The following is a 16,350-nucleotide window of genomic DNA, read 5'->3' as shown; positions in this document are numbered from 1 at the left end:
TGATCTATGAGACGCGCTTACTTTCTGCTTTTTCTAACCTTACCCTGCTTGCTTTTCTCCTGTAAAAAATCCACGCTTTTCCAAAAGATCGACTCCTCTCACTCCGGTATCAAATTCAATAATTTGGTAACCGAAAACGATTCCATCAACCCCTTAGATAAATTGAATATCTATAATGGCGGCGGCGTAGGCATCGGCGATTTTAATAATGATGGCAAGCAGGATATTTATTTCATAGGCAACCAGGTATACAACAAGCTGTACCTCAACAAAGGCGACATGCAATTTGATGATGTTACCGAAGCTGCCGGTGTGGGTGGCAAAGGGGGCTGGGGCAGAGGCGTAGCAGTTGTAGATATCAATAACGACGGACTTGCAGATATTTACGTTTGCAATACGCTTTTAAACAGCCCGGTTAAGCGAATGAACCTGCTGTATATTAACCAGGGGGCTGATAAGAACGGCGTTCCGCATTTTAAAGAAGAGGCTAAAGCCTACGGGCTGGATATCAACATCCACTCTACCATGGCATCGTTTTTTGACTACGACAACGATGGGGATCTGGATATGTACCTAACGGTGAATGAAGTACAGCCGAATGATAATACCAGTTCTTTCCGGCCACTTACCGTTGACGGATCGGCGCGCAGTACAGGCCGGTTGTACCGTAACGAGTATGACCCTGCACTCAAACATGGCGTGTATAAGGATGTATCCAAACAATCAGGCGTATTGATTGAAGGCTACGGCCATGCTACCACCACCGTAGATATTAACCGCGACGGCTGGAAGGATATCTACGTGACGAATGATTTTTTACCCAATAATATTTTATACATCAATAACCACGACGGCACGTTTACCGACCGTACCCGGGAGTACTTTAAACATACCGCTACCAGCGCTATGGGGCAGGATATCGAAGACATTAATAATGATGGCCTTGCCGATGTTTTTGAGCTGGATATGGATCCGGAGGACAACTATCGCAAAAAGATGTTTGTACCGGGCACAGCCTACCAGCTTTACCAAAATTTTGATCGTTACAACTACCAGTATCAATATAATCATAACACCCTGCAACTGAACCAGGGCCCTCGTTTGGGCCAGAACGATTCTGTTGGAGCGCCTATCTTTAGCGAGATAGCCTTTTATAGCGGAGTTGCGCAAACCGATTGGAGCTGGGGGCCGATGATCACCGATTTTGATAATGATGGTTTCAGAGATATAGTAATTACCAACGGGTATCCACGCGATGTTACGGATCATGACTTCATCGCCTTCCGGAACGAGTCTTTTGCGGTGGCAACTAAAAAGCAGGTGCTGGAGCAGATCCCGGTTGTTAAAATACCCAATTACGCTTTTCAGAATAATGGCAACCTGGGCTTTGATGATGTTACCAAAAGCTGGGGGCTGGATATCCCGTCATTCTCAAACGGCGCCGCCTATGCCGACCTGGATAATGATGGCGCCGTGGATATGGTGATCAACAATATTGATGATGAGGCTTTTTTATACCGCAACACCTCGCGCGATCAGGATAAAGAGGCCAATCATTACCTGCAGGTAAAATTTGCAGGTAACCCGCAGAACAAAGATGGGATAGGTGCCTGGGCAGATATTTATTACGACCACGGCAAACACCAGGTATATGAGAATACGCCCTTCCGCGGCTACCTTAGTACCATTCAAAACAGTGCGCATTTTGGCCTGGGTAAAGTATCCGGGCTGGATTCTGTGGTGATCAAATGGCAAAATGGCCGCCAGCAAACCCTCAGAAATGTAAAAGCAGATCAACTGCTTACGGTCAGTATAGCAAATGCTGCGCAGCCCTATAGTTTCCAATCGCCTAAAGTTAATAATGGGGCGCTTTTTAGCGAAGTGACCAAATCGCTTGGCATCAACTACCTGCATCAAAGCGACGATTTTATAGATTTTAATATCCAGAAACTGATTCCGCATAAATTTTCGGAGTATACGCCGGCCGTTGCAGTGGGCGATGTAAACGGCGATGGCTTCGACGATATGGTGATAGGCGGTACCGCAAAATACCCTGCGCAACTTTTATTGCAGCAGGCTAACGGTAAGTTCATGCAGCGAAATTTACTTACCGCTATTGCATCTGCCGACCGGTACAAGGATGAGGGCCTACTTTTATTTGATGCAGATGGCGATGGTGATTTAGACCTTTACGCCGCAAGCGGTGGGTATGAGGACGAACCGGGGTCAAAATCCTACCAGGACCGGGTTTATGCTAACGATGGGAAAGGCGACTTTACCTTGCAGCCCAATGCCTTGCCCGTAAATTTCACCAGTAAATTATGCGTAAAGGCGGTAGATTATGACAAAAATGGTTCGCTGGATCTGTTTGTTTCCGGCAGGGTTGAGCCATGGAACTACCCTAAACCGGTATCTAGCTTTATTTTGCGGAACGACAGCAAAAACGGGCAGATTAAGTTTACCGATGCCACCCCCGTAGCTGCCAGGGGCCTCAATAAGATAGGGCTGGTATGCGATGCAACTTTTACAGATTATGATAACGACGGCTGGCCCGACCTGGTGATTACCGGGGAATGGATGCCGGTTACCTTTTTAAAGAACGACCACGGTGTTTTTAAAAACCAAACAGGAAATACAGGTGTAGCCGATAAACTGGGCTGGTGGAATACCATTGCCGGCGGCGATTTTGACCACGATGGAGACATCGATTATATTGTAGGTAATACCGGCACCAACACCTTTTATAAAGCCAGCGATAAGTATCCCATCTACATCACAGCCAAGGATTTTGATAACAATGGCAGCTACGATGCCATCCCTTCGGTGTTCCTGAAAGATAAAGAAGGCGTGTTACAGGAATTTCCTGCGCAAACAAGGGATGACATCATTAAGCAAATGATCAGCATGCGGATCAAGTATCAAAATTATAAGTCGTTTGCTGTTAGTACAATGGATTCCGTATTAACCCCGGAGATGCGCAAAGGGGCGATCAGATTAAAGGCGAATATGCTGGGGTCTGTTTACCTGCGCAATGACGGTAAGGGTAAGTTCACCATGATCCCGCTGCCGGCCGAGGCGCAGCTATCACAGTTGAGTGGTATAGTGATAGACGATTTTGACGGCGACGGTAACCTGGATGTGTTGCTGAACGGCAATGATTTTGGTACCGAAGTAACCACCGGCCGCTATGATGCCTTTAATGGATTGCTGCTGAAAGGGAACGGAAAAGGAGGCTTTAAACCCCTAAGTATCATGCAGAGTGGCATTTATATCCCCGGAGATGGTAAGGCCCTTGTGAAGTTGCGTAGTGCAAAAGGGAGATATTTAATAGCTGCCACGCAATATAAAGATGCGATGAAGGTATTTGAATTGAAAAGGCAGGTTAAAACTTTCAAATTGCTGCCTGCGGATATGTTTGCCACCATAAAATATAAGAACGGTACCAGCGCAAAACAGGAATTTTATAATGGGCAATCCTTCTTGTCACAGTCGGCTAGATTTTTTAATATTGATGCCTCAATGCAGTCGGTAACTATAACCGATAATGTTGGCCACAAACGAGATATACCTTTAAACTAATTATTGCAATGATTGAACTATGAGATACTTTCATGTACTAATTGCCGCTATGCTATGCCTTTCGTTCGGCGCTTGTCGGCAGACCCCTAAAATTGCATTAAAGAGTGATGCCGAAGTGTTGCATGAAAATGTTGACCAGCTAACCCAGGTGATCATTTATGATGTGTTTACTCCCCCGGTAGCCAGCCGCATCTATGGCTACACATCGCTTGCTGCCTACGAAGCCATGCGCCATGCCGATCCGAAATACGCTTCAATTGTAAACCAGTTAAACGGGTTCAAAAAAATGCCCGAGCCTGCAAAGGGCCTTAAATATAATTACGCGCTTGCCGCCACCAAAGCGTTTTTTACGGTGGCGCATAAGATTACCTTTTCGGTAGATACCCTGAAGAAGTACGAGGATAAAGTATTTGCCATGTACCAGGACAACCTGGATACGGCCACCTTTTCCCGATCGGTAGATTTTGGGGAGAAGATTGGGAAAGCAATTATGGCCCGCGCCGCGGTAGACAATTACCCGCAAACGCGTGGCAAACCCCGGTTTTTGGGTAGCAATGACAACGGGCAATGGCGCCCAACCGCGCCGGATTACCTGGATGGCGTAGAATACTGCTGGGGAACCATGCATACCTTTGTGCTGGATTCGTCCGCCCAGTTTAAGCTGCCGCCGCCGCCGCCGTATAGCGAAGATAAAACCAGCGAGTACTTTAAGCAAAATGTAGAAGTTTATGAGCAGAGCAAAAACCTTACAGAGGAGCAGGTGCAAATAGCGCGCTTTTGGGATGATAACCCTTTTGTGATACAGCATAACGGGCACATGATGTTTGTGAACAAAAAGATCACTCCCGGGGGCCACTGGATCGGCATCACCGCAATTGCCTGCAAGAAAACGCACGCTAGCGCTGTAAAAACGGCCCAAGCATATGCCTTAACTGCAATTGCCCTTTTTGATGCTTTTATTTGTGGCTGGCAGGTGAAGTACGATACCAAATACATTCGCCCGGTTACGGTTATCAATGATAAAATTGACCAGAAATGGTTACCCATGCTGCAAACGCCGCCTTTCCCTGAGTACCCTAGCGGGCATAGTGATATCAGTGCGGCCTCTGCGGTGATACTTACCCACCTGTTTGGTGACAATTTCGAATATGATGATACCAGCGACCTGCGTTATATCGGTATGCAGCGGCATTTTAAATCATTTATGAAAGCATCTGATGAAACGTCTATCAGTCGTTTTTATGGGGGCATCCATTACCGCAATAGTGTAGATGCAGGTGCTGATCAGGGCCGCAAAATCGGGGACTATATCTGGAATAAATTAAAGCTGCAAAACTAAGCGAACAAGTAATTTTTTGATCTGACGATGAAAAGGACCTTTTTAGTTACTTCTTTTATATTATCGGGTGTATTGGCGTTATCGTTGAGCACCGTACTTAACGGATGTAAAAGCAAACCCGCCGGGGTTTATGAATTAACCGGTGATACCCTTGCCGATGGGAAAGCATTGGTGCAGCAGCACTGCACCAAATGCCATTCGCTGGTACCTGCCGGTGCCCTCACTAAACAAGTTTGGACGGTGCATACCCTGCCGTTGATGGCGAAATATTTCGGTATCAAAACTTATGGTATTGATTATTATAAAACAGACAATGATACCTCCGGCTTGTCACTACAGCATTGGGGTGCTATAGTTGACTACTACAAAAAGCTGGCGCCTGATACGCTGATGCCCGCAAAAAGGCCAATGCCACTGGTAAACGACTGGGCTGGTTTTACGCTTAAAAAAGCCCCGCGCAAAAACGACATCTGTTTTACTACGGTAGTAGCTGCTGACCCTAAAGGATCGAAAATTTACACGGGTGATGCCGTAGCCCTTAACTTAACCGGATGGGATGCTCAATTCAAAACAACATCAGCAATTGGGTTACCCTCAGCAGCTGTCGACGTTAATTTTGATACTGATTCTGCGGGTTTAAGCCAGGCCATTGTTTCCTGCATCGGCCGTTTAGATGCCATTGATTTTCCGAATGGAAAAGTATTTAAAACAAACCTTAGCGGGAAGGGTGAACTCGTACAGATCCAAAGCGACCTGCCGCGACCTGTACAAACGGTAAATGCTGATTTTGATAAGGATGGCCGGAAAGAGGTTATTGTACTGGCAGCGGGGAACACTAAAGGCGGTTTATACCAATTTAAACCAACTACAGATGGTAAATCATTTAAGCAAACCATTATCAACGAGCGCCCCGGTGCCGTACAGGCCATAACAGTCGATTACAACCACGATGGGTGGCTGGATATGATGATCTTATACGGTGCGGTTGATGAGGGCCTTACCCTATACCTAAACAATAAACATGGCGGTTTTGCTGCGCATGAATTACTCAAATTTCCACCGGTAAATGGTTCTACCAGTTTCCAGTTAACGGATATAGATCACGACGGTAATTTAGATTTAATTTATACCTGCGGCTATAATTTCCGGGAATCGCGCATTTTGAAACCCTACCATGGGCTGTATATCTTTAAAAATACCGGCAACTTTAATTTTAAGCAAACCTGGTTTTATCCTGTAAACGGTTGTACCAAAGCCATTGCTCAAGATTTTGACGGAGACGGTGATATTGATATCGCCACTATTGCCTTTTTTGCTGACATGAAGAATAATCCGGCCGAAGAGTTTATTTACTTTGAACAAACAGGTGCTTCAAAATTTATCCCACACGGTGTTCCGGTGAGCAAGAACGGACGCTGGATGACTATGAATGTCAGCGATCTGAATCAAGATGGTAAACCGGATATTATACTCGGCAATTACGCCGCAGGGTTTTTATTTCAGCCCAACTTTATGCCAAACTGGGATGAACATACACCTTTTGTGGTGCTGGAAAATCACATAACCAAGTAATTAGCAGGGCGGTAATATTGATTACCGCCTTACTTTTTTAAATAGTTCAACACTTTTTTAGCTTCATCCGGGTAGATGGCAATATGATGGGTATTCACTAATACCGATTCCGACTCGTTAATAATTGCTTTTGACGGAAGCGCCGGCATATGGCACGAGATACATTTTGCGCTAAGGATGGCCTGATCCACCTTGCCTGTCAGCTTGCAGAGGTTGTGTTTTGCCGTTGTATGGCAAGTTAAACAACGGCTTGTATAGGCAGTTAAATTGTTGCGTTCATTTTGATGTGTGTTATGGCAGGTAGAGCAGTCCATTTGGCTGCTGATAAAGCATTTACTGGTTTTGAGCATATCCATCTGGTCGCCGTGAACATCTATATGCGCATAGTCTAGCGGGGTGGCGGATGGGGCATGCTTCTTAAAATCTGCCAGTTTATCGCCGGGTTTAAAATCAAAAATAGACTTTGATGTAATGGTACTGGTGCCCGAGTGGCAGGTGCCGCACAAATCAATTTTGGCCTGCCTGCTCAAAGCGCTGATAACCGTTAAATATTTAGCCTTTTTTTCTGCCGGATTGTCCTGGTGAAATTTCACATGTTGCGCTGCCGGGCCATGGCACCTTTCACAATCGATGCTTAAGATAACCGATCCTTTTTCAAAGCCTACAACATCCCCTCCAAAGCTGGCCACTTTTGCTGCTTCGGTACGTGTAAACGAAGCGTGGCACTCCATGCAGAGCTGCGTTATCATCCGGTCGAAACTTGCAATGGTGGTATCGTACCCCGGACTAATGATCCAATGGCGTTTTTTATTGTCGTACGATCCTGGTAACTGCAGTAGCTCGTTTTCGTTCCAATATAAATAGCTTTCTCCTTTTACGCCGCCCATGGTAATATCCATGCGAGCACTTTGTGTTTTTTCACCATTAACAAAACTGGTTTGGTAATAGCCGCTATCAGTTTTTTGGAATTTGATTTTAGTGTGGTCGTTATAAATTACGGTATTGCTATCGCTTGCAAAGCTGCCCTGGATACTTTTGGCATCACCTGGCAGCGAGGCCATATAGTGTGCTGTGTGCAGGTAAGAGCTGCCTATATTTTTATGGCAACTGTTGCAGGTTGCCTGCCCTGCATATTCGGGACCACGTGGGTCTGCTGCTTTTTTTTCACTTAAGCATTGTGTTAGTATAGCCGCAACAGGCAACAGGCACAGTATTAAAAACAGTAGTTTTTTATTATACATGAATTATATTCAGCGAATGAGAGCTTTTAAGCAGGTTTATTTAGCAATCACTAAATATATTGATATCAGGGTGAAATACAATAGCCGAATTGGAAACTGTTGCAAGTAGTTTCTAGGTTTAAACGCAAATGTGAAAATTGATTTAATTAAAATAGTACTATGTATTGCATATTACTATGTAATGTTTATATTTGTTTATTAATTCAATCAATTTGAAAAAAATGAGCTATAAAAACCTGGTTTTTGCTTTATTGTCCGTAGCAATATTAAGCACATCGACTTCCTGCCGCCAACCCGGGCATCGCAGAACGGTGATCTCTATTAACGAAAATGGGAACATACAAAAGGTTGAATATTCGGGCACAGTGGTTTTTGATGAGCAAAAAACCGGTATTGATTATATTTCTGACGGTGGCTTTTTGAAATATGAGCATAACGGCCAAAAGATAAAAGCAGAAGGAGACGATAAAGGCAGAGTTAAATATGAGTACAACGGCAACGCCGTCACGAAACTGGATGAGCCGGGTAAGGCATTGCTCGCAGAAGCGGCTAAAGCGGTTACTGAACAGAAAGCTAAAGTTAACGCAGAACAGGGGCGGTAGGGCTCTTTGTGCGATAGTAGAATATCCCTATCGCACATAAATGCCGAATTACTTATACCTATTCATTTGCTCAGGGCTCTGGCGTTGTCCCGTTTACCACATCAATTGTATGGCTCAATGCTGATATTCCGCCTTGCCAGCCCTGGTGGCCGGGAATAACATATTTGGCGCGGCCATACCGGCGGATCAGTTTTTTGATGCTCACCGGCCATTGCTTCAGGCTGGCATCGGCTGTGTAGCCTTTGCTGTTTGTTTCCAGGCTTTTTACGAGGCATCCCCCAACCAAAATCAGGCGATCAGGGAACCAAACCACGATATTATCCTGTGTATGTCCTTCGCCGGGGTAAAAGGTTTTAAGCGTAACGCCGCCAATGTTAAACGTAGTGTCTCGCGCGAAAGTGAATTCCGGCAGCTTTTCGCCATGCTGTTTGGCAAGTTTGTAGGTTAGCTGGCTGGTAAAGGTTTTTGTACCTTGCTTTTTAAGCACGTCGAACCCAATGGTCCGGTCGGGATGAAAGTGTGTGGCTATGCAAAGCACTATCTTTTTATGATAAGTGCTTTGCAGTAGGTTTGCCAATTGGCGCGTTTGTTCCTCGCTCCATGGGGTATCAATGAGTATAATGCCGGCATCGGTAACCACAAACAGGCTGTTGGCCGGGAAGGGCGGTTCGCCTTTACCCGGGTAGCCATAAGAAGTAACCACGTAGTAATTTTTGGTCAGCGGCTTAATGGTCATCTTCGGCAAAGGCTGTGCTTCGGCATAAGCTGCACTAAACAGCATCACACAAAAAGTAAACAGTTTTAATTTCACTTTTTAACTTTTATAGCTCATCTAACCTTTCCAACGCTTTACAATTTCTCCAGCATCTCCAGGTCAAATTTATCCAAACCACTTACCACAATATTGGCTTTGGTAAGCATATCCGGTGATCCAATACCCACGGCTTTCATCCCTCCGTTTAATGCAGCCTCAATCCCGGCAACGGCATCTTCAAATACAACACAGTCGGCAGGGGTAACGCCCACGGCTGCTGCACCTTTTAAAAATACCTCAGGGTCCGGCTTGGGGTTGGTGACACTATTGCCGTCTATGATGGCATCAAACAGTGGCATCAGATTCAATTTCTCCAAAATAGTCGGCGTGTTCTTGCTGGCCGAGCCGATAGCGGTTTTAATCCCCGCATCTCGGCAGCTTTGCACAAATTCCTTTGCGCCTGGCAGGATCTCCGCAGGGGTCATCTTGCCGATCATCTCCGTGTACCAATCGTTTTTACGGGTAGCCATTTCTTCTTTTTCGGCCTGGGTTGTACCGGTTACGTTACCCCAGCCCAGGATCAGTTCCAGCGAAGCCATGCGGCTAACGCCTTTTAATTGTTCATTTTGGTGTTCGGTAAAGTCGAACCCAAGTTCATTGGCCAGGCGTTTCCAGGCTTGATAATGATATACGGCGGTATCAACTATTACCCCGTCGAGATCGAAAATGCAGGCTTTTATCTTACTCATGATGTTAAATGAGCAGCAAAGTTAAAGGATGCCCCGCTAATAACCATCATAATAATAAACAACGTTCTAGGATTGATTTTGATAATGCTATAGCTGGTTTCAAAAATGGCTTATACCCGCCAGCATCTCTTAGCTTTCCGCCAAACTTTACTTTTTCTTCCTGGTGTTCATTGCGATCATTCTGCGCCATTCTGCTAAATTCGCCCTATGTTTAAAAAGCCGCTTCTCGTCCTTGTACTGCTTCTTGTATTTTTCTCCTGTAACCGTAAAGAAGAAACACTATACAAGGTAGTTAAAATTAAAGACGGCGATACCATCGAACTTCTTTCGCCCGACCATCAGAATATCACCGTGCGCCTGGCGGAAATTGACTGCCCAGAAAAAAGCCAGGCGTTCGGGCAGGCGGCGAAGCAATTTACACAAGCCTTTGCTTTGGCAAAATGGTAAAGCTGCTGGGTAACCAGCATGACCGCTACGGACGAACGGTAGCCAAAATAGAATTGGAGGATGGCAAGATCCTCAACTACGAAATCGTAAAAAATGGATATGCCTGGCAATATCGTGCTTACTCCAAAGATATGGCGTTGGCTTTAATAGAGGAACGCGCCCGGGAACAACGATTGGGCCTGTGGCAGGATGCCAACCCAACACCACCCTGGAACTTCCGGAAAGAAGCAAAGCAAATGCGTACAGATACTACAAGTAAAAAGATAAAGAAAATAAAACGCCATTACAGAAGGCGGAGATTGAAATACCGGGATACGATAGCGTTTTAATTTGCTGACTTGGGCATAATTTACTTTTTACCCCTTTTCGCCACATGACTTGCCAATGCGAATATAGCTGCGATCGGATTTGAAAGTACCCGGCAAGTTTTGAAACGCCAGAATGTTAGGATCAATTCGATATCGCAGCCGTCAATTTGTGCCTGGCAGATGGCGACCTATCCATTTCGTTAAATTAAGACTTGGCCCCATGGGGGGGCACGTCGGTAGAAAACTACGGCATGCTTGTTTATCGACTTTTGGCCCTACCGGTGCAGTTGATAATAATATAACTAAACATCGTAATTATAGCGGCGCTAATTTGCCGCTAATTTCCTATCTTGCTTATCTATCTACAACCGAATGAAGATCTTCAAGGCAGCTATTTCCCTTGCCCTAACCATTGCGCTGATTTGGGCATTGCAAATTCCTATCGCTATCCTGCCGCCGTTGGGCAAATTTTTAAACCCCGCAACCGGTTTTTGGCAAAATGCGGAAAGCAAGAACCCTACTACAGATGAAGACCTCAAACTTAAGGGCTTGCAGGCCAAAGTTACCATCCGGTTTGATGAGAACAGGATTCCGCACATTTTCGCGCAGAACGATCACGACTTGTATTATGCCCAGGGCTACCTCACTGCCCGCGACCGCCTATGGCAAATGGATATCCAAACCCGGAGTGCCTCCGGCAGATTAGCAGAGGTAGTTGGCGATAAAGCTTTAGAGGTTGACCGCTATCATCGCCGTATGGGCATGGTTTACGGTGCAGAAAATACCCTGAAAGGCATTATGAAAGACCCGGTGATGCGCAACGTGATCAATGCTTATACTGAGGGTATGAATGGCTATATCCACAGCCTATCTCCTCGTGATTACCCGATAGAGTTTAAACTGCTGGATTATGCGCCGGAGGAGTGGAAGCCTATCAATTGCGCGTTCCTGCTGAAGCTGATGTCGGAAACTTTGGCCGGTGGTTCTAATGAACTGGCGATGACGAACGTGCTGAACCGCTTTGGTGCAAAAGTAACCAATGATCTTTTTCCGGATTACCCCATGCACGAGAGCCCTATTATCCCCGTGGGCACCAAGTGGGATTTTAAACCCCTGCCTGTTCCGGTGCCGCCTCCTGCTTTTAAAGCGCAGCTGATGGCTGGCATGAAAACAAGGGATAGGGTAGAAGGTATTGGTAGTAATAATTGGGCCATCAGCGGCAGCAAAACGGCAACAGGTTATCCTATACTCGCCAATGATCCCCATCTCGATCTTACTTTCCCGTCCATCTGGTACCAGGTGCAATTGTCGGCACCCGGTGTAAACGTTTACGGTGCATCGCTTCCCGGCGCGCCTTGTGTGGTGATTGGCTACAACAACAAGATCAGCTGGGGCGTAACCAATGTAGATGCCGATATATTGGATTGGTACCAGATCAAGTTTAAAGATGCCGCCCGTAACGAATATTGGTACAATAACCAATGGCTAAAAGTTACCCGCCGCATAGAAGTTATCAAAAGAAAAGGTAAAGCAGACTTGGCTGATACCGTATTGTATACCCGTTTCGGCCCGGTGGTTTATGATAATGCCGGCATGGCTAAGGGCCGCGATAATATCCCCGTAGGCAATGCCCTTAAATGGGTGGCGCATGAGGAAAGCGACGAGTTTAAAACCTTTTACCTGCTCAACCGCGGCAGTAACTATGCCGATTACCGCAAGGCGTTAAGTTACTACAGCGCCCCGGCGCAGAACTTTGTTTTCGCTTCTGCGGATAACGATATCGCCATCACACCAAATGGCAGATTGCCATTGAAATACAAAGACCAGGGTAAATTCATCATGGATGGCAGCGACCCGGCTAACGACTGGCATGGCTTTATTCCTTTTGAGCAAAATCCCACAGTGAAAAATCCGCCGCGCGGATTTGTAAGTTCGGCCAACCAGTCCGCTACCGATCCAACTTATCCCTACTACATCAACTGGCAGTTTGCGCCGTACCATCGAGGTAAAAGAATTAACGACCGCCTCGGCGCGATGCAAAAAGCCACTGCCGATAGTATGCGTATTTTACAAACTGATACTTACAGCATCCGCGCACAGGATATTTTACCTACGATGCTAAAATATATAGATGCCAGTAAACTCGACGAAAACCAGCTGGCAGCACTAAAGATCGTTAAGCAATGGGATAAGAATTTTGATGTGAAGTCCGAAGGTGCGTCCGTTTTTTCCACCTGGTGGAGCCGCTTTTACAAAGCTACCTGGCGGGATAACTTTAGCGACTCTACACTTACGCTTAATTTCCCCAGTATGGATCGTACAGAAGCCCTGCTATTAAAAGAACCAAATGCTGCCTGGTTTGACAACAAGCGCACGCCGGTAAAGGAAACCGCTGCAGATCTATTGAGCCGTACCTTCAACCTCACTGTGGATGCCTTGCTAAAACAACAGGGTAAGCCGGGCAACTGGCAATGGGGGAAGGTTAAAAAGTTTGAAGTACGGCACTTAGCCAACCTGCCGGGTTTTGGCTCGGGCAATTTTGCCTCCGGCGGAACCGGATCTACCGTAAATGCGTTGACCGATGGTCATGGCCCGTCCTGGCGAATGGTGGTGCAATTAGGGCCACAGGTAAAAGGCTACGGTATTATTCCCGGCGGACAAAGCGGTAACCCGGGCAGCTTCTTTTACGACGATATGCTGCAAACCTGGAAAGACGGTAAACTAAACGAGTTGCTGTATCTGCAATCCCCAACGGAAAAATCAACCCGGATCAAATCAACCTTAACCCTAAATCGATAAGTCATGCTTTTAGCCCTCATATTATTGTTTGCACTCATTAGCGGTTTTATTTTACCCTGGTGGGCCGCCTGTATTTTTGCCTTTGCGGTGGCGCTGTTTTTGGGCAGGCATTCACGGCAGGCGTTCTGGTCGGGTTTCGCGGGCCTGGGTTTGGCCTGGCTGGCTTTGGCTATGCTAAAGAGCTTCCCGAACGAAAATATCCTGGCAACGAGGGTAGCACACTTATTCCAATTGCCAAACTGGTTATTGCTATTGGCGGTTACTGTTTTGATAGGTGGCTTAGTTGGTGGGATGTCGTCGCTTTCAGGTTTTTTGGTGAAAAAGGTGTTTGAGAAGGAGATGAAGTGATATGCAACACTTGTTAAATCGGAATTGGATCGTTCACTGCAGCTTATTTATTTAACAGTAACTATAGTAAGTGCGCATCAATTAACTTTAGTCCAGTTATATATCTAAAGTCGGCAATATTGCGGGATATCAGTGTTAGATCATAAACAAGCGCCGTTGCAGCGATAATAGCATCTGGTAACTTCGTTTTATGATGCTTTCGCAGCTGGATAGTTTGGTCTATTACATTTTCGGATAGGTCATAGATAACGGCATCGGCCATGAAATCAGTAAGAAGTTCGTAATGTTCTTCAGGCGCATTAAAACTTAATACTTCGATTTTAGATACTACGGACAAATGTGGCACTGCATCAATTACCAAATCCATGAATACCATAGCGCTAGGTGACATTTTTCTGCCAAGATAGTCTATGACAGCATTAGTATCGATTAGATACTGCGGTTGTTCCATTCCTTGCGGCTTTGGGCTACGTATTGTTGAAGTTCATCCGCTACATCTGAGGGTAGTTTGCCTGCATATTTCTCTGAAAGTTTTTGCTTCGGCGCTATGCTTTTGTTTAAGACTTTGATAATATCAAGGTCTTCCAGGTCTTCAAGCAGCCTGTAAGCCTTACGATTATTTATTTGCAACAGAACTGTTTCCATTTTATGTAGAAATTGATTTAAATCCGCCTTACTAACAAATATAAGTAAAAAATGGTTCAGTAGATCACATACTTCCTCTTAAACAAAGCAGGCCCGGAACTTTTCCTGGCCTGCTTCAATAGTACTCTTGAATAAACTATTCTTTAAACAAATTCAGCGTGCTTTTCAATTCGGTAACCGCTTCAGATTTATCGGTAGCCCTGTCAAACAGTTTCTCAGATGAAATATCAGATCCGTAGTAATCTGCATTGGCACTTTTGTTAATGGCCAGGTTTGAACCGTTAACGCTTACACCGGCAAACAAGCCTTTGCTACGCGAGTAGGAGTAGATCTCTGCTTCCAATTTATGATCGGTACTGGCTGTGGAGCTGCGGCCAACGGGTCCGGCTGCTGCAGAAATATCGCCACCGATGGTAAAATCGCCATTTTTAACCTTGGCCAGTACGCCCTTGTTGCGGAATACCAAAACCAGATCTACCGATTGTACGCCGATCTGTAAGCCAATACTGCCGCCGGTAAGGGTTACGAAAACCGGGTCGCTCCATTTGCCATTGGCCATTTTTACCATAGCAAGGCCCTGACCGCGTTTGCCGCCAACTACAAAACCGGCATTGATCATTTTCGGGATCACCACAATGCCTTCATATTCTTCCAGCAGTTTGCCGGGGATGCTTTCCTTCATTTTAGCAAATTCTTTTAAAACGTTAGTAGCCTCCTGTATTTTTGCCGTTCCTTTCTCGGTAGATCTGGCAGATGCCAGTATGAAAAATGCGCTGAGTAACAGCGGTAGTCTGAAGTATTTTAATGCTTTCATGTTAATTTGTTGATCAATTATTATTGTTTTTTTCTGTACCAATAACTCTAAAATCGAATAATTGTTGCGTGCTAACATTAGCATTGCCAATGGGGTATTTCTACAATTAGCAGGTGTTATATCTCACGTGTATCTTCCTTATCTTTGCCCCGGTATGAATAAACCGTTTAAAGAGCAAGTGTTTGGTTTGGGTGACACCGAGCAGTTTAGCAAGGTGTCGCTGGAAGTGTTTCGTTACCAGGCGGCCAATTGCGTTGTTTACAAAGAATTTATAACCGGACTGAAATTGGATCCTTCGCAAGTTGCTACAATTGAACAGATCCCTTTTATGCCGGTTGAATTCTTTAAATCGCATAAGATTACCACCGGGGGGGCTGATCCAGATGTGGTATTTACAAGTTCGGGCACTACCGGTATGGTAACCAGCAGCCATGTTGTTACCGATGTAAGCTGGTATGTGGAAAGCTTCCGTAAAGCATTTAATTTGTTTTATGGTGATATTATAAACTATACGGTGCTCGCGCTATTGCCATCTTACCTGGAGCGGGAAGGATCCTCACTTATTTATATGGCCCAGGATCTGATCACGCAATCCGGGAGTGCAGATAGCGGCTTCTTTTTATATAATCACGGGGAGCTTTACAACATGCTTGAAAAGCAAAAAGCGGCGGGAAAGCCAACGCTGCTGATTGGTGTAACTTTTGCCCTGCTGGATTTTGCAGCGCAATATCAAACCAACTTTCCTGAACTTATTGTGATGGAAACAGGTGGTATGAAGGGCCGGCGTAAAGAGATGATCCGCGAGGAACTGCACCAGATATTATGCAATGGGTTTGGCGTTAATGCTATCCATTCGGAATATGGGGCAACGGAGTTGCTCTCTCAGGCTTATTCAAAAGGGGAAGGCATCTTCAACTGCCCGCCCTGGATGAAAATTATCACCCGTGATACCAACGATCCGTTTACGTTGATAGCAACCGGCAAAACAGGTGGCGTAAATATCATTGACCTGGCTAATATCAATTCCTGCTCATTTATTGCAACGCAGGATCTGGGCCGGGTTTATGCCGACGGTTCTTTTGAAGTATTGGGGCGGTTTGATAATTCCGACATCAGGGGTTGTAATTTACTCATTGCCTAAAACTTGTATTAC

Annotated in this window: 15 protein-coding genes; 9 read left to right on the top strand and 6 right to left on the bottom strand. The window is 45.5% G+C overall.

The features are described 5' to 3' along the window. Positions 1–6: 6 nt before the first annotated feature. Genes A0256_21130 through A0256_21120 form a run of 3 tightly spaced genes read left to right on the top strand, consistent with a single transcriptional unit; the run spans position 7 to position 6,490 of the window. A complete protein-coding gene (locus tag A0256_21130) occupies positions 7–3,579 on the top strand; it encodes an RNA-binding protein (protein AMR33757.1) in 3,573 nt (1,190 codons plus the stop codon). Positions 3,580–3,598: 19 nt separating this feature from the next. Further along, entirely contained in the window at positions 3,599–4,918 is a 1,320-nt protein-coding gene (locus A0256_21125) for a phosphoesterase (GenBank protein ID AMR33756.1), read from the top strand. Positions 4,919–4,945: 27 nt separating this feature from the next. After that, the gene (locus tag A0256_21120; protein AMR33755.1) at positions 4,946–6,490 is read left to right on the top strand and encodes a hypothetical protein; all 1,545 of its coding nucleotides are present in this window, start codon (positions 4,946–4,948) and stop codon (positions 6,488–6,490) included. 29 nt (positions 6,491–6,519) lie between these two features. On the opposite strand, the gene A0256_21115 is transcribed toward A0256_21120, so the two are convergent. Then, positions 6,520–7,731 (bottom strand): hypothetical protein, encoded by a 1,212-nt coding sequence (locus tag A0256_21115; GenBank protein AMR33754.1) that lies wholly within the window; start codon positions 7,729–7,731, stop codon positions 6,520–6,522. Between the two features lie 221 nt (positions 7,732–7,952). On the opposite strand from A0256_21115, the gene A0256_21110 reads away from it, so the two are divergent. After that, positions 7,953–8,333 (top strand): hypothetical protein, encoded by a 381-nt coding sequence (locus tag A0256_21110; GenBank protein AMR33753.1) that lies wholly within the window; start codon positions 7,953–7,955, stop codon positions 8,331–8,333. Between the two features lie 70 nt (positions 8,334–8,403). On the opposite strand, the gene A0256_21105 is transcribed toward A0256_21110, so the two are convergent. Both A0256_21105 and A0256_21100 read right to left on the bottom strand, forming a co-directional pair. Then, complete coding sequence (locus tag A0256_21105; GenBank protein AMR33752.1) at positions 8,404–9,114, bottom strand: hypothetical protein; 711 nt, start codon at positions 9,112–9,114, stop codon at positions 8,404–8,406. Positions 9,115–9,182: 68 nt separating this feature from the next. After that, positions 9,183–9,836: a beta-phosphoglucomutase gene (locus A0256_21100; GenBank protein ID AMR33751.1), complete on the bottom strand. Its 654-nt coding sequence runs from the start codon at positions 9,834–9,836 to the stop codon at positions 9,183–9,185. Between the two features lie 207 nt (positions 9,837–10,043). On the opposite strand from A0256_21100, the gene A0256_21095 reads away from it, so the two are divergent. The 4 genes from A0256_21095 (at position 10,044) to A0256_21080 (ending at position 13,738) form a co-directional block, all read left to right on the top strand. Then, a complete protein-coding gene (locus tag A0256_21095; GenBank protein ID AMR33750.1) occupies positions 10,044–10,283 on the top strand; it encodes a hypothetical protein in 240 nt (79 codons plus the stop codon). Then, positions 10,277–10,612: a hypothetical protein gene (locus A0256_21090; protein AMR33749.1), complete on the top strand. Its 336-nt coding sequence runs from the start codon at positions 10,277–10,279 to the stop codon at positions 10,610–10,612. The genes A0256_21095 and A0256_21090 overlap by 7 nt, the downstream gene beginning before the upstream one ends. A gap of 351 nt (positions 10,613–10,963) precedes the next feature. Continuing rightward, positions 10,964–13,390: a penicillin acylase gene (locus tag A0256_21085; GenBank protein AMR33748.1), complete on the top strand. Its 2,427-nt coding sequence runs from the start codon at positions 10,964–10,966 to the stop codon at positions 13,388–13,390. A gap of 3 nt (positions 13,391–13,393) precedes the next feature. Further along, on the top strand, positions 13,394–13,738 hold the full coding sequence (locus A0256_21080; protein AMR33747.1) for a hypothetical protein: 345 nt from the start codon (positions 13,394–13,396) through the stop codon (positions 13,736–13,738). A gap of 61 nt (positions 13,739–13,799) precedes the next feature. On the opposite strand, the gene A0256_21075 is transcribed toward A0256_21080, so the two are convergent. The 3 genes from A0256_21075 to A0256_21065 all read right to left on the bottom strand — a co-directional run bounded on the left by A0256_21075 (position 13,800) and on the right by A0256_21065 (position 15,203). After that, the gene (locus A0256_21075) at positions 13,800–14,189 is read right to left on the bottom strand and encodes a hypothetical protein (protein AMR33746.1); all 390 of its coding nucleotides are present in this window, start codon (positions 14,187–14,189) and stop codon (positions 13,800–13,802) included. After that, the gene (locus A0256_21070; GenBank protein AMR33745.1) at positions 14,168–14,383 is read right to left on the bottom strand and encodes a hypothetical protein; all 216 of its coding nucleotides are present in this window, start codon (positions 14,381–14,383) and stop codon (positions 14,168–14,170) included. Before A0256_21070 ends, A0256_21075 begins: the two co-directional genes overlap by 22 nt. 136 nt (positions 14,384–14,519) lie before the next feature. Beyond that, entirely contained in the window at positions 14,520–15,203 is a 684-nt protein-coding gene (locus tag A0256_21065) for a hypothetical protein (protein AMR34639.1), read from the bottom strand. A 148-nt stretch (positions 15,204–15,351) separates the two neighbouring features. Between A0256_21065 and A0256_21060 the strand changes: the two genes are divergently transcribed. Next, positions 15,352–16,338, top strand: a complete 987-nt coding sequence (locus A0256_21060) for an acyl transferase (GenBank protein AMR33744.1) — start codon at positions 15,352–15,354, stop codon at positions 16,336–16,338. Positions 16,339–16,350: the final 12 nt, after the last annotated feature.

Origin of the sequence: Mucilaginibacter sp. PAMC 26640 (assembly GCA_001596135.1) — a bacterium.
Taxonomy (GTDB): Bacteria; Bacteroidota; Bacteroidia; order Sphingobacteriales; family Sphingobacteriaceae; genus Mucilaginibacter.
The sequence above is the reverse complement of the archived record's forward strand: the minus strand, read 5'-3'. Positions and strand labels throughout refer to the sequence as shown.

Coding starts and splice junctions, on each gene's coding strand:
- A0256_21075 (AMR33746.1), bottom strand. CDS start 14,189: ATGGAACAACCGCAGTATCTAATCGATACTAATGCTGTCATAGACTAT.
- A0256_21105 (AMR33752.1), bottom strand. CDS start 9,114: ATGCTGTTTAGTGCAGCTTATGCCGAAGCACAGCCTTTGCCGAAGATG.
- A0256_21120 (AMR33755.1), top strand. CDS start 4,946: ATGAAAAGGACCTTTTTAGTTACTTCTTTTATATTATCGGGTGTATTG.
- A0256_21070 (AMR33745.1), bottom strand. CDS start 14,383: ATGGAAACAGTTCTGTTGCAAATAAATAATCGTAAGGCTTACAGGCTG.
- A0256_21085 (AMR33748.1), top strand. CDS start 10,964: ATGAAGATCTTCAAGGCAGCTATTTCCCTTGCCCTAACCATTGCGCTG.
- A0256_21100 (AMR33751.1), bottom strand. CDS start 9,836: ATGAGTAAGATAAAAGCCTGCATTTTCGATCTCGACGGGGTAATAGTT.
- A0256_21090 (AMR33749.1), top strand. CDS start 10,277: ATGGTAAAGCTGCTGGGTAACCAGCATGACCGCTACGGACGAACGGTA.
- A0256_21095 (AMR33750.1), top strand. CDS start 10,044: ATGTTTAAAAAGCCGCTTCTCGTCCTTGTACTGCTTCTTGTATTTTTC.
- A0256_21130 (AMR33757.1), top strand. CDS start 7: ATGAGACGCGCTTACTTTCTGCTTTTTCTAACCTTACCCTGCTTGCTT.
- A0256_21110 (AMR33753.1), top strand. CDS start 7,953: ATGAGCTATAAAAACCTGGTTTTTGCTTTATTGTCCGTAGCAATATTA.
- A0256_21060 (AMR33744.1), top strand. CDS start 15,352: ATGAATAAACCGTTTAAAGAGCAAGTGTTTGGTTTGGGTGACACCGAG.
- A0256_21080 (AMR33747.1), top strand. CDS start 13,394: ATGCTTTTAGCCCTCATATTATTGTTTGCACTCATTAGCGGTTTTATT.
- A0256_21125 (AMR33756.1), top strand. CDS start 3,599: ATGAGATACTTTCATGTACTAATTGCCGCTATGCTATGCCTTTCGTTC.
- A0256_21115 (AMR33754.1), bottom strand. CDS start 7,731: ATGTATAATAAAAAACTACTGTTTTTAATACTGTGCCTGTTGCCTGTT.